The organism is Streptomyces sp. NPDC021562 (assembly GCF_040640875.1).
Classification (GTDB): domain Bacteria; phylum Actinomycetota; class Actinomycetes; order Streptomycetales; family Streptomycetaceae; genus Streptomyces.
This window is the reverse complement of sequence record NZ_JBFACN010000001.1, coordinates 277,821-290,676: the sequence shown is the minus strand read 5'-3', so window position 1 is coordinate 290,676 and position 12,856 is coordinate 277,821. Positions and strand designations below refer to the sequence as shown.

The window sequence follows — 12,856 nt, the reverse complement described above, 5'->3', positions numbered from 1 at the left end:
GGCGGGTCACGCCTGGGGGCGGCCGGTGGTCACCGCGTAGAAGGCGACCGCGGCCGCCGCGCCGACGTTCAGGGAGTCGACGCCGTGGGACATCGGGATGCGCACCCATTCGTCGGCGGCGACCAGCGCCTGGGTGGAGAGGCCGTCGCCCTCCGCGCCGAGCATCAGCGCCACCCTGTCCATACGGTGCGGGGCGGCCTCGTCGAGGCTGCGCGCCTTCTCGTCCGGGGTGAGGGCGAGCAGCGTGAACCCGGCCTCGCGGACCGAGTCGAGCCCCTTGGGCCAGGTGTCGAGACGGGCGTACGGCACCGAGAAGACCGCGCCCATCGACACCTTCACGCTGCGCCGGTAGAGGGGGTCGGCGCAGTCCGGGGACAACAGCACCGCGTCCATGCCGAGGGCCGCCGCCGAGCGGAAGATCGCGCCGATGTTGGTGTGGTCGTTGACCGACTCCATGACGACGACCCGGCGGGTGGTGCGCAGCAGTTCGGTCGCCGTGGGCAGCGGCTTGCGCTGCATGGAGGCGAGGGCGCCCCGGTGCACGTGGTAGCCGGTGACCTTCTCGGCGAGTTCCGGGCTGACCGCGTAGACGGGGGCCGGCAGCTCGTCGATGACGTCGCGCATGACGTCGACCCACTTGGCGGACAGCAGCATCGAACGCATCTCGTAGCCCGCGTCCTTCGCCCTTCGGATGACCTTCTCGCCCTCGGCGATGAACAGGCCCTCGGCCGGTTCGCGCTTGCGGCGCAACTCGACGTCGGTCAGGCCCGTGTAGTCGCGCAGGCGCGGGTCGTCGGGATCCTCAACGGTGATGAGATCGGCCACAGGGTGATACTGCCTTGTCCTGGGTGGGGTGCCAATGGTCTGGGACGGGTTGTGTTACCCGGGGTTACGCCCGGCCTGCTCAGGCCGACGCGGGCGGGCCGACGTTCACGACCTCGCCGATGACGATGACCGCCGGCGGCTTCACCTCGTGCGTGCGGACCACGTCCGCCACGGTGGCCAGGGTCGCGTCCACCCGGCGCTGTGCGGCCGTCGTGCCCTCCTGGATCAGGGCGACGGGGGTCCCCGGGGACCTGCCGTGGGCGACGAGCGTCTCGGCGATCTTCCCTATCTTGTCGACGCCCATGAGGACGACGAGGGTGCCGGTGAGCTTCGCGAGCGCCGGCCAGTCGGCCAGCGAACGCTCGTCGTCGGGCGCGACATGGCCGCTGACCACCGTGAACTCGTGGGCGACGCCCCGGTGGGTGACCGGGATGCCGGCCGCGCTCGGCACGGAGATCGAGCTGGAGATACCGGGGACGACCGTGCAGGGAACACCGGCCTCGGCGAGCGCCTGGACCTCCTCCATGCCCCGGCCGAAGACGTAGGGGTCGCCGCCCTTCAGCCGTACGACCGACTTGCCCTGCTTGGCGTGCTCGATGAGGGCATTGTTGATGGCCTCCTGGGCCATGTACCTGCCGTACGGGATCTTCGCCGCGTCGATCACCTCGACGTGCGGGGGGAGTTCGGCGAGCAGGTCGCGGGGGCCGAGGCGGTCGGCGATCACCACGTCGGCCTCGGCCAGCAGGCGCCGGCCGCGCACGGTGATCAGGTCGGGGTCGCCGGGGCCGCCGCCGACGAGGGCGACGCCGGGGGTGCGGGTGCGGTGGTGCGGGGCGACGAGGGTGCCGTCGCGCAGGCCCTCGACGACCGCGTCCCGGATGGCGGCGGTGTGCCGGGGGTCGCGGCCGCGCGCGTCGGTGGTGAGGACGGCGACCGTGACACCCTCGCTGTGGCCGGTGGCCGGGGTCCAGGCGGTGGCCTGGTCGGCGTCGTCGGACCGCACGCACCACACCCGGTGGCGCTCCGCCTCGGCGGAGGCGGCGGTGTTGGCGGCGGGGTCGCTGGTGGCGATCAGGGCGTACCAGGCGTCCGCGAGGTCGCCGTCCTGGTAGGGGCGCCTGGCCCAGGAGATCTCTCCGGTGTCCGCCATGGCCTCGACCGAGGGGGTCGCCTCCGGGGACACGAGGGTGACCCGGGCACCCGCCGCGATGAGGGCGGGCAGGCGGCGCTGGGCGACCTGACCGCCGCCGAGGACGACCACCTTGCGGCCGGTGAGGCGGAGGCCTACGGGGTAGGCGGGGTGTTCGGCCATGAGGTGGCGGCTCCTCCGAGGCGTTGCTGTAGCCCTGACGTGCAGATTTTACGGGGCGGGGGTCGCAGCGGCGCAGGGTGTCCAGTGGCTGGGCGTCGTCGCCGGCGCATGGCTGCGGGTGGTCGTGCCCCCCGTACCGCGGCGCGGCGCGGGCGGGCACGACCACCGGTCGGCCGGAGGGCGCCCTCGGCCGCGGTCCCCCCTGTGTGCGCTACTTCTCCGTCACGCCCGCCGAGTCGAACGTGGCCACCTCGTGCATCGCCCGCGCCGTGCTCTGGACCAGGGGAAGCGCGAGCAGGGCGCCGGTGCCCTCGCCCAGGCGCAGGTCCAGGTCGACCAGGGGGCGCAGGCCCAGCTTGTTGAGGGCTGCCACGTGGCCCGGTTCCGCGCTGCGGTGGCCCGCGATGCAGGCGGCCAGGACCTCGGGGGCGATGGCGCGGGCCACCAGGGCGGCCGCGCCCGCGCTCACGCCGTCCAGGATGACGGGCGTGCGCAGGGACGCGCCGCCGAGCAACAGGCCGACCATCGCCGCGTGTTCGAAGCCGCCGACCGCCGCGAGGACGCCGATCGGGTCGGCCGGGTCCGGCTGGTGGAGTTCCAGGGCACGCCGGACGACCTCGGTCTTGCGGGCGAGCGTCTCGTCGTTGATGCCGGTGCCCCGGCCGGTGACCTCGGCGGGGTCGGCACCCGTGAAGACCGAGATCAGGGCGGCGGACGCGGTGGTGTTGGCGATGCCCATCTCACCGGTCAGGAGTGCCTTGTTGCCGGCCGCCACCAGGTCGCGGGCGGTCTCGATGCCCACCTCGATGGCCTGCTTGGCCTCCTCGCGGGTCATCGCGGGACCGGTCGTCATGTCGGAGGTGCCCGCGCGCACCTTGCGGGGCAGCAGCCCCGGGGTGGCCGGCAGCTCGGCGGCCACCCCGACGTCCACCACGCAGACCTCGGCGCCCACCTGGCCGGCGAACGCGTTGCAGACCGCTCCCCCGCCGAGGAAGTTGGCCACCATCTGGGCGGTGACCTCCTGCGGCCAGGGCGTGACGCCCTGGGCGTGCACCCCGTGGTCGCCGGCGAAGATGGCGACGGCCGCGGGCTCCGGGATCGGCGGCGGGCACTGCCGCGACAGCCCGGACAGCTGGGCGGAGATGATCTCCAGCATGCCGAGCGCGCCGGCCGGCTTGGTCATCCGCTTCTGCCGCTCCCAGGCCTCGCCGAGCGCCTTGGCGTCCAGCGGGCGGACACTGGCGACGGTCTCGGCGAGCAGGTCGTGCGGGTCCTCGCCGGGCAGCGCGCGGCGGCCGTACGTCTCCTCGTGGACGACCCACGACAGCGGGCGGCGCTTGGACCAGCCGGCCTGCATCAGCTCGGGCTCTTCCGGGAACTCGTCGACATAACCCACGCAGAGGTAGGCGATGACCTCGAGGTGCTCGGGCAGCCCCAGCGCGCGGACCATCTCGCGCTCGTCGAAGAAGCTGACCCAGCCGACGCCCAGGCCTTCGGCGCGGGCGGCGAGCCAGAGGTTCTCGACGGCGAGCGCGGCGGAGTAGGGCGCCATCTGCGGCTGGGTGTGCCGGCCGAGGGTGTGGCGGCCGCCGCGGGTCGGGTCGGCGGTGACGACGATGTTCACCGGGGTGTCGAGGATGGCCTCGATCTTCAGTTCCTTGAACTGCTTCGCCCGGCCCTTGGGGAGGGACTTGGCGTACGCGTCGCGCTGGCGCATCGCCAGTTCGTGCATGGTGCGGCGGGTGTCGGCCGAGCGGATGACCACGAAGTCCCAGGGCTGGGAGTGGCCCACGGAGGGCGCCGTGTGGGCGGCCTCCAGGACGCGCAGCAGCACCTCGTGCGGGATGGGGTCGCTGCGGAAGCCGTTGCGGATGTCCCGGCGTTCCCGCATGACCTTCAGGACGGCCTCGCGCTCGGCGTCGTCGTAGGCGGGCGCGGCCGGACCGGTGGACTGTCGTGCTTCTGCCACGGGGGCCGTGCTCTCTTCCTGATCGGCGGCCCTGGTCTCCAGGTCCTCCGCCTGCTGTACGACATCGGGATGGGGCTCCGCCACGGCGCCGGGCTCGGCCTCGCGGGGCGCGGGGACGGTCGCGCCCGGTTCGGGGGCCTGCTCGCCCTGGTCCTGGGCGGGGAGCACCAGGGGGTGCGGCGGGGTCGGGGCGAGGTGCGGGGTGGTCGGCACCTGTCCCTCGACGGCGACGAACTCCCCGAGGGGCTCCGGGGCGTCCGGGGACGCGGGGGCCTCCGCGACGTCGGCGGTCTCCGGCGTGACGGTCTCGGCCTGCGGTGCGGCGGCCGCCGCGGCGGCCTCGTCCACCAGGGCGCCGGGCGCGGGCTCCTCGGCCCCGGGGGCGGGTGCCGGCTGCGCCCGGGGGGCCTCGGCGACGGGGGCGGGGGCTTCGGCGGGCTGCGGCGCCCGGGCCGGCACGGCCGGGTCGACGGCCTGCGGCTGCGCCGCCTCGGCCGCCATCGCTTCCGGAGCCGGAACGGACTCGGGCACACCTGCCTCCGACGCGGAAACGGGCTCCGGTTCGGGTACGACGGCTTCCGCCGCCCCGACGGGCTCGGCCGCGACGCCCTCGGCGACGGCCTGCCCGGCGACGGGCTCGGCGACGGCCTGCCCGGCGAGGGGCTCGGCGACGACCTGCCCGGCAGCCTCCCCGGCCACGACGGGCTCGGCCGCGATGGGCTCGGCGACGGCGGGCTCGGCGACGGCCTGCTCGGTCACCACCTGCTGGGGTGCCACCCCCTCGGCCACGGCCTGCTCCGGTGCGCCCCCCTCGGGATCGGCCCGGTGGGCCGCGACCGGCTCGACGGGCTGCGCCTCCGGCACGACCGGCCCTGCGGCCGACGGCACCGGCTGCCCCGGCTCGGCGGCCACGGCGTCCGCTGCCACCTCGGGCCCCGCCGCCTCCGGAACAACCGCCTCCGACGGCGCCACCTGCGGAGCGACACCCTCCGCGACGGCCTCCTCGGCAGCCGCGTCCTCCGGGGCCTGCGCCGGAACCACGGCCGGCGCGGGCCGGTCCGCAGCGTCAGCGGTCTCCGCCGGCACGGCGGGCTCGCCCGGAGCGCTTCCGGCATCGGGCGGCTGCGGAGCCTCGGGCGCTCCACCCTGAACGGGCAGCACGGGCGACGGCGGCTGTGGGGCGTCCGGGGCGGGCCCCGGCTCCGGCCGGGCTCCCGGCACCGCGCCCTGAGCAGCTTCCGGAGCCTGCGCGGCCTGCGCGGGCCCCGGCTCCGCCGCCGGTACGGGGACGTCCCCGCCGACCGGCTGGGCCATGCCCTGCGGAGCGTATGCGGGCGCGGACTGCGCCTCTGCGACCGCCGGCACCTGCTGTTCCGTGGCCGCGCCGACGGCCACGGCCCCCGTGGCGGCCGCGGCGGCGCCGGACGGGTCGGGAGTTGGCACCGCTGCCTGCTGGGCGGCGGGCTGTTCGGCCGCGGGCCAGGCCATCACGGGTTCCTGCGCGGGTTCCGGCAGGGGAACAACCGTTTCGGCGGCCGGGGCCTGCGCGGCGACCTGTGCCACCGGAGCGGCCTGCGGGACGGCTTGGGGGGTGGCCTCCGGGACGGCCTGGGGGGCGGTGCCCGGCGTGCCCCAGGGCGCGGCGGGCTGAGGTGCGGCCTCGCGCAGCGGCTGGGCGTCGAGGTACTCCGGACCGCCCGACGGCAGCCCGGACTGCCGTACCGGCGCACCCGCGGGGCCGCGGTCGGCGAGGGAGCGGACCGGGCTGGCGGAGGCGTCGGGGATCGGCGGGCCGAGGTGCAGCGGGCGGCGCGGGGCCGGGGTGGCCGCGGGATCGTGCGGCACCGACAGGATCGGGGACGCCGGAACCGAGCTGGGCAGCCGGACGGCGGTGAGGTCCACCGACCCGCTGTCCCGGCCGCCCGTCTCGTGCGGGCCGGGTTCGTGGACGGCCTCCACGACCGGCTCCGGGGGCGGCGGCGGCACCTCGTTGCCCCAGGCCCCCTGGGCTCCGGGCAGCAGCAGCTCTTCGTCCTCGGCGGGCGACTCGGAGAGGTAGGTGTACGCGCCGTGCGCGGGAACGCCCGGCTGTTCCACCATGCCTGCGCTCTCCGGCAGTCCCTCGCCCGGGACCTGGCCGGTGTCCGTCATGCGTACCCCTCGCCCATCGGTTAGTGCCTTCTACGACCAGCTCGCCCGGGCGGCGCACCGACCGCCCCACTGTCAAGAACGAGCGTGCGTGCCCAGCGGCACGAACGACCCGCCGGAAAAGGCGACAAAGCCATTCAGTGGCATTGTCCCGGCCGTTCGACCGTCGCGACAGCGTGATCCGCGACAGCCCGCTGTGGACTGCGCCACGTTGCGCGTCCCCCGGTTCTGCCGTACCACACCCGTCCCAAAAGGAGCGCGTTTTCCGGATATTGACGAACGAATTTCCGGGCCACCGGTGCGGTGCAGCGATCGGCCAGCCTACCGCGCGCAGTATGACAACAGGATCACGGGGCGCGTTCCGGCAGTACCCCGCTGAGCAGGAACGCGACGTTCCGTTCGGTCTCCGTCCAGGCCCTGGTGTCGAGTTCGACGGACTGCAGGAGCGCGCATTCGACCTGGTATCCGTGCTCGGTCAGGTCGCGTCCGATGAGTTCGGCCGCGTCCCGGGTGGCGGCGTGGGTGACGATGCGCTGCGGGCGGCGGTCGGCGACCGCGCCGACGACGGCGACTCCCCCGCCGCCGACCCGGACGACGTCCGGTTCGGGCAGGTTCTCCAGTACGTGGGGCGCGACGCCGTGCACGATCTGGAGCTGGACGCCGAAGGTCCGGGCGGCCGTCTCGCTGCGCACACAGGCCGCGAGGTCCCGGTCGACGGCGATGACGGCGGCTCCGGCGCGCGCGGCCTCGGTGGCGAACGCGCCGCTGCCGCAGCCGATGTCCCAGACGAGGTCGCCGATCCGGGGTCCGAGGCGGGCCAGTTGGGCGGCCCGGAGCAGATCCGTCTCCCCTTCGCCGAGCGGTGCTCCGTCGCCGTAGCGCGCGTCGGGCTGTACCCAGCCCCGCGGGCCGGCGGCCGGGTCCCGGCCGGCGATCCAGCCGCCGCCCTCGGGCACCGGCACCGGTCCGGTCGTACCGCCGATGACGATGACGACGTTGGGGTCGCGCCAGGCGTGGTCGGCGGCCTTGTCGGAGGTGACGACGTGGACCTGCTCGCGTTCGGTGCCGAGTTCCTCGCAGATGACGAAGGTGCGGTGGACGCCCTCCAGGAGGAGGCCGAGTTCGGCGGGGCCGGCGCCGGGCGAGGTGAGGACGGCGACCTTGGTGTGGGCGCGGCACACGTTGACCGCGCGTCGCAGGGTGCGCCGGTGTGCGACGACCACCTCGGCGTCGTCCCAGGGCATGCCGGCGCGCGCGAAGGCGGCGGCCACCGAGGAGACGGCGGGAACGACCTCGACCTCGAGGCCGAACTCGGGGGCGCGCAGGGTCCGTACGACACCGAAGAAGCCGGGGTCGCCGTCGGCGAGGACCACGGCGGTGCCGCGGTGGCCGGTGATCCGGCGGGCGGCGAGGGCGACGCTGCCGAGGCGGATGCGCTCCGCGGCCTGCGGCACCTCGGGGAGGTCCAGATGGTGGGCCGCGCCCGCGACGAGCGTGGCGGCGCCGAGCGCTCCGCGTGCCGCGGCGGTCAGCGGCGAGCCGTCCCAGCCGATCACCGTGACCCGGTCGGCCATCGTCGTCAGTCTCCAGAATTTCGCAGGTCGTCAGGGTCCGGTGCCCGTGGGCGGGCTCCGTGAGAGTACCCGGTGGAGGTGGAGCGCGTGCGACGGGGCGGGTGCGCCCGCGTCAGTTCCAGGAAGTGAAGCCTTCACTTCCGGCGAGTTCCTCGCCGGCGCCCTCCAGGTCCTCCGGGAGTAGGCTCCACACGATGAAGTCGGTGCGCAGGTCCGCCCAGGTGCCGTCCGCGGTGCGGACGTGGGCTATGCAGGCGTTGCGCAGGACGCCCTCGCTGATACAGCCGATCTTCTGGGCCACCTGCTGGGAGGCGGTGTTGTCGGCGGCCGTGCGCAGCTCGATGCGCTCGAACTTCTGGTCGCCGAAGAGCCACTGGGCGGTGGCGAGCGCGGCCTCGGAGGCGTAGCCCTCGCCGCGGGCCCAGGGGGCGACGATGTACGACAACTCGGTGGCCCGGATGTGCCAGTCGGTCTTGGTCAGCTGGATGACGCCGACCAGGCGCTGGGTCAGGAACTCGGTGACCGCGAGGTCCAGGCCCCGGCCCGAGGTGCGCTCCGCGGGGGCGTACGCGGTGATCCAGTGCCGGGCGCCGGCCTCGGTGAACGGCTGCGGGACGTCGGTCCAGGCGGCCACCTGCTCGTCGTTCATCATCTCCGCCAGGGCGGGCACATCGTCCTCGTCGAGGGGACGCAGCACCAACCGCTCCGTGCTGATGGAGATGTTGGGGAAGGTGCTACTCATGCGCCGCTCCGTAACCTTCGGAAATACTTCCGGGCCCAGACCTTCGGAGCCCGCGAACTGCCCAGCATGCAGCATGAAACCACCGAACCGCACGACGGGGCCCACCCCCGGTGAGCGAGTGGACCCCGTGCGTGGCGATACGCCGTATACGTGCCGCCGAGGACGGCCGGGAGGACGATCAGAAGGACGGGATGACCGAACCCTGGTACTTGTCCTCGATGAACTTCTTGACCTCGGGCGAGGTGAGGAGCTTGGCGAGCTTCTTGACGCGCGGGTCCTTCTCGTTGCCCTTCTTCACCGCGAGGAAGTTGCCGTACGGGCTGTTCTTGGCGGACTCCAGGACGAGGGCGTCCTTGGCGGGCTTGATGCCGGCCGAGATGGCGTAGTTGCCGTTGATCACCGCGGCGTCCACGTCGTCCAGGGAGCGCGCGGTCTGGGCCGCCTCGACCTCCTTGAACGTGAGGTGCTTCGGGTTCTTCGCGATGTCCTGCGGGGTCGCCTCGCTGCCGGCGCCGTCCTTGAGGGTGATGAGTCCGTTGGCGGCGAGCAGCTTGAGGGCGCGCGCCTCGTTCACGGCGTCGTTGGGGACGGCGATCGTCGCACCGCTCTTCAGCGCGTCGGCGCTCTTGACCTTGTGGGAGTAGAGGCCGAGCGGCTCCAGGTGCACCGTGACGACGGGCACGATGTGGGTGCCGCGCTTCTTGTTGAAGTCGTCGAGGTACGGCTGGTTCTGGAAGTAGTTGGCGTCCACCGAGCCGTCCTCGGTCGCCGTGTTCGGCGTGATGTAGTCCGTGAACTCCTTGACCTGGAGGTCGAGTCCGGCCTTCTTCGCCAGGTTGTCCTTGACGTAGTCGAGGATCTCGGCGTGCGGGGTCGGGCTCGCGGCGACGACCAGTGGTCCGCTGTGGTCGGAGGAGGCGGAGTCCTTCTGCGAGCCGCAGGCGGTGAGCCCGAAGGTGAGGGCTCCGGCGGCGAGGACGGCGGTGGTGAGCTTGGCGGTGTTACGCACGAAAAGTGCCTTTCCTTAAGGGTGGAGCGACCCCGCGGAGGGTGGTGCGGGGAGAACTGGGGGTGGGCTCAGGCGGTCTTGCCGGCGGCGGCCGACGCCTTCAGCAGGCGCAGTTTCGGGGCCGGGCCGGACCGGCCGCCGCGGCGGTGCAGCGAGCGCGCCGCGTAGTCGCCGGCGAACTGGATGACCGAGATGACGACGGCGAGGATCGCGACGGTGATCCACATCAGCTCGGTCTCGAAGCGCTGGTAGCCGTAGCGGATGGCGATGTCGCCGAGACCGCCGGCGCCGACCGTGCCGGCCATGGCCGAGTAGCCGATGAGGGCGACGATCGTGGTCGTGGTGGAGGAGATGAGGGAGGGCAGCGCTTCCGGTACGAGGACCTTGCGTACGACGGTCCAGGTGTTGCCGCCCATCGCCTGCACGGCCTCGACGAGTCCGCCGTCCACTTCGCGCACGGCCGTCTCGACCAGGCGCGCGAAGAACGGGACGGCCCCGATGGCGAGGGGCACGATGGCGGCCTCGCGGCCGATGGTGGTGCCGGTGATCCAGCGGGTGAAGCTCATCAGGGCCACCATCAGGATGATGAACGGCATCGAGCGGGCGATGTTCACGATCTGCCCGATGACCTTGTTCGCCAGCACGTTCTGGAGCAGGCCGCCCCGGTCGGTGAGGACGAGCAGGACGCCCAACGGGAGGCCGGCGACGACGGCGATCAGCGTGGACCAGCCGACCATGTAGAGGGTGTCCCAACACGCCTGGGACAACAGCGGCTGCATCTCGGACCAGCTCACTTGGCACCTTCCTTCACCGGCGCGGGCTCGTGGCCCAGGACGTCGATCCCCAGACCCTGTTCGCGCAGGAAGCCGATGGGCACCACGTTGTCCTCGTAGCGGCCGGGCAGTTCGATGCGCATCCGGCCGACCTGGAGGCCGCCGACGGTGTCGATGGCCGCGCCGAGGATCGATATGTCGATGTTGTAGGTGCGGGAGAGCTGGGAGATGACCGGCTGGGTGGCGGCCTCGCCGTGGAAGGTGACGTCGAGGACGGTGCGGTCGTCGCCGGAGGCCTCGCCGCCGAGCGGGAAGAGCGCGCCGGCCAGTTCGGAGCCGGGGGTGCCGAGCAGTTCGCTGACGGTCCCGGACTCGACGATCCGCCCCTTCTCCATGAGGGCGGCGGAGTCGCAGATCGTCTTCACGACGTCCATCTCGTGCGTGATGAGCAGGACGGTCAGGCCCAGCTGCCGGTTCAGGTCGCGCAGCAGCTGGAGGATGGAGCGGGTGGTCTCCGGGTCGAGGGCGCTGGTCGCCTCGTCGGAGAGCAGCACCTTGGGGTCGCCGGCCAGTGCGCGGGCGATGCCGACGCGCTGCTTCTGGCCGCCGGAGAGCTGGGCCGGGTAGGCCTTCGCCTTGTCGGCGAGCCCGACGAGGTCGAGCAGTTCCAGCGCCTTGCGGGAACGTTCCTTCCCCGACCTTCCCAGGATCTCCAGCGGCAGTTCGACGTTGTCCTGGACGGTCCGCGAGGACAGCAGGTTGAAGTGCTGGAAGACCATGCCGATACGGCTGCGCGCCTGCCGCAGCTCCCTGCCCGCCCGCGGACCGCGCCCGGCGAGGGCGGTGAGGTCCTGTCCGGCGACGGTGACCGTCCCGGCGGTGGGACGCTCCAGGAGGTTGACGCAGCGGATGAGCGAGGACTTGCCGGCGCCGGACTGGCCGATGACGCCGTACACCTCGCCCTCACGGACGTGCAGATCGACGCCGTCGAGGGCGGTGACCTCGCGGCCGCGCGAGCGGTAGACCTTGGTCAGGCCCGTTGTGGTGATCACGTGGGTTTCCGTCACTGTCGAGTGCGCGGGCGCGGGTGTGCCCGGGCGCACGGATGCGTTCGTGCGGGGACGCGGCACGGTTCTCGCGAAGGCGCTGAACCGGGGAGAACATGTGCGCGGGGGCGGCGTGCGTCACGTACGCGCGTCGGGGCGTCGTACGGACATGCCACCTGTCTCGCTTCGGGGCGCGAGCTCTGGGGTGGTGCGGGGGCCCTCTAGAAGGCGCACATTCGACACATACAACGAGCACCGGGCGTCATGGTCGCCTCGGTCACCGGGGTGCGGTCGCTCGTCGTGGTCATGCGATCAGTAAACCAGACCTACGGTCCTGACAGGCCGCCGCTGTCCGCATGCTGGACAGCGGCGGACACCCGTCACACGCGTTCGGCGATCTCCACGCCCCGGTCGGTGACCAGCACCGACACGGCCGAGAGGTCCTTCACCACGAGGTCCGCGACCAGCTCGTGCGGCTGGTGGGTTGTGGTCAACGCCACGGTGGTCATCCCCGCGGCGCGGCCGGCCCGGAGACCGGCCGGGGCGTCCTCGAAGACGACGCAGCCGGCCGGATCGACACCCAGCTGCCGGGCGGCGAGGAGGTAGGGCTCGGGGTCGGGCTTGCCCCGGGTGATGTCGTCGGCGCAGACGAGCGTCTTCGGCCGTATGCCGACGGCGTCCAGCCTGGCCTCGGCCAGCCGGCGGGTGGCGGAGGTGACGACGGCCCAGCGGTCCGCGGGGAGGGAGTCGAGCAGGGCGGCGGTGCCGGGGAGCAGGTGGACGCCGCCCGGGACGTCGTCCACCTCCAGCTGTTCGACCCTGGCGACGGCCTCCGGCACGCGGGCCGCGGGCAGCAGGTCGGCGACGATCTCGGCGGCGGGGCGGCCGTGCAGCGCGACGCGGGCGAACTCCTCGGGGGTGATCCCGTACTCGACGGCCCATCGGGTCCAGCAGCGGTCGACCGAGGCGAGCGTGGAGACGAGGGTCCCGTCGTTGTCGAAGAGCAGGGCTTGTGCGTGGATCGTCATGTTCCCGACCCTACGGCGTACGGCAGGGGCGACGGCATCGCGCCCTTTCGGCCGTAATAAGGTCACCGCATGCTCAATGCCCTGCTGCTGGCGACCGGTGTCGCCGCGCTGCTGCTCGCCGTGTGGTGCGGGTGGGCGGCGTACCGGGACCAGCCGACGAAGGACTGGCACTTCATCGGGATGGCCGTGGTGACGGTGCTGGCGCTGGTCCAGCTGGTGGCCGGGATCGTGCTGCTGGCGCGGGGCGGGAAGCCGGACCAGGGGACGACGATCTTCGTGGCCTATCTGCTGGGGGCGTTCGCGTGCGTGCCGGCCGCGGGGTTCATGTCGCTCGCCGAGCGGACCCGGTGGGGGTCGGTGACGGTCGCCGCCGGCGGTGTGGTGCTGGCGGTGCTGGAGGTGCGGCTCTATGACATCTGGGGAGGCTGAG

General features: G+C 73.2%; 10 protein-coding genes. 1 reads left to right on the top strand and 9 read right to left on the bottom strand.

The window, feature by feature from the left end; genetic code table 11:
• Positions 1–6: 6 nt before the first annotated feature.
• From AB0G52_RS01345 to AB0G52_RS01305, 9 genes are all read right to left on the bottom strand, one after another.
• Positions 7–825 (bottom strand): RNA methyltransferase, encoded by an 819-nt coding sequence (locus AB0G52_RS01345; protein ID WP_132889225.1) that lies wholly within the window; start codon positions 823–825, stop codon positions 7–9.
• A 79-nt stretch (positions 826–904) separates the two neighbouring features.
• Positions 905–2,137 (bottom strand): uroporphyrinogen-III C-methyltransferase, encoded by a 1,233-nt coding sequence (gene cobA / locus AB0G52_RS01340; RefSeq protein ID WP_132889224.1) that lies wholly within the window; start codon positions 2,135–2,137, stop codon positions 905–907.
• A gap of 211 nt (positions 2,138–2,348) precedes the next feature.
• Positions 2,349–6,257 carry a nicotinate-nucleotide--dimethylbenzimidazole phosphoribosyltransferase gene (gene cobT, locus AB0G52_RS01335; RefSeq protein WP_132889223.1) on the bottom strand — a complete coding sequence of 1,303 codons (3,909 nt, stop codon included), beginning with the start codon at positions 6,255–6,257 and terminating at the stop codon, positions 2,349–2,351.
• Positions 6,258–6,601: 344 nt separating this feature from the next.
• Positions 6,602–7,828, bottom strand: a complete 1,227-nt coding sequence (cbiE, locus tag AB0G52_RS01330; protein WP_132889222.1) for a precorrin-6y C5,15-methyltransferase (decarboxylating) subunit CbiE — start codon at positions 7,826–7,828, stop codon at positions 6,602–6,604.
• A gap of 112 nt (positions 7,829–7,940) precedes the next feature.
• Positions 7,941–8,570, bottom strand: coding sequence for a GNAT family N-acetyltransferase (locus AB0G52_RS01325; RefSeq protein ID WP_165939379.1), 630 nt, complete (start codon positions 8,568–8,570; stop codon positions 7,941–7,943).
• Positions 8,571–8,748: 178 nt separating this feature from the next.
• Positions 8,749–9,579 carry a MetQ/NlpA family ABC transporter substrate-binding protein gene (locus tag AB0G52_RS01320; RefSeq protein ID WP_132889220.1) on the bottom strand — a complete coding sequence of 277 codons (831 nt, stop codon included), beginning with the start codon at positions 9,577–9,579 and terminating at the stop codon, positions 8,749–8,751.
• 68 nt (positions 9,580–9,647) lie between these two features.
• Positions 9,648–10,373, bottom strand: a complete 726-nt coding sequence (locus AB0G52_RS01315; RefSeq protein WP_132889219.1) for a methionine ABC transporter permease — start codon at positions 10,371–10,373, stop codon at positions 9,648–9,650.
• Positions 10,370–11,404 carry an ATP-binding cassette domain-containing protein gene (locus AB0G52_RS01310; RefSeq protein WP_165939378.1) on the bottom strand — a complete coding sequence of 345 codons (1,035 nt, stop codon included), beginning with the start codon at positions 11,402–11,404 and terminating at the stop codon, positions 10,370–10,372. The genes AB0G52_RS01315 and AB0G52_RS01310 overlap by 4 nt, the downstream gene beginning before the upstream one ends.
• 374 nt (positions 11,405–11,778) lie before the next feature.
• Positions 11,779–12,426 carry an HAD family hydrolase gene (locus tag AB0G52_RS01305; protein ID WP_132889217.1) on the bottom strand — a complete coding sequence of 216 codons (648 nt, stop codon included), beginning with the start codon at positions 12,424–12,426 and terminating at the stop codon, positions 11,779–11,781.
• Positions 12,427–12,495: 69 nt separating this feature from the next.
• On the opposite strand from AB0G52_RS01305, the gene AB0G52_RS01300 reads away from it, so the two are divergent.
• Complete coding sequence (locus tag AB0G52_RS01300) at positions 12,496–12,855, top strand: hypothetical protein (protein ID WP_132889216.1); 360 nt, start codon at positions 12,496–12,498, stop codon at positions 12,853–12,855.
• Position 12,856: the final 1 nt, after the last annotated feature.

Bases quoted from the DNA above. Each gene is read 5' to 3' on its own strand.
- AB0G52_RS01305 (WP_132889217.1), bottom strand. From the start codon at position 12,426: ATGACGATCCACGCACAAGCCCTGCTCTTCGACAACGACGGGACCCTC.
- AB0G52_RS01325 (WP_165939379.1), bottom strand. From the start codon at position 8,570: ATGAGTAGCACCTTCCCCAACATCTCCATCAGCACGGAGCGGTTGGTG.
- AB0G52_RS01300 (WP_132889216.1), top strand. From the start codon at position 12,496: ATGCTCAATGCCCTGCTGCTGGCGACCGGTGTCGCCGCGCTGCTGCTC.
- cobA (WP_132889224.1), bottom strand. From the start codon at position 2,137: ATGGCCGAACACCCCGCCTACCCCGTAGGCCTCCGCCTCACCGGCCGC.
- cbiE (WP_132889222.1), bottom strand. From the start codon at position 7,828: ATGGCCGACCGGGTCACGGTGATCGGCTGGGACGGCTCGCCGCTGACC.
- cobT (WP_132889223.1), bottom strand. From the start codon at position 6,257: ATGACGGACACCGGCCAGGTCCCGGGCGAGGGACTGCCGGAGAGCGCA.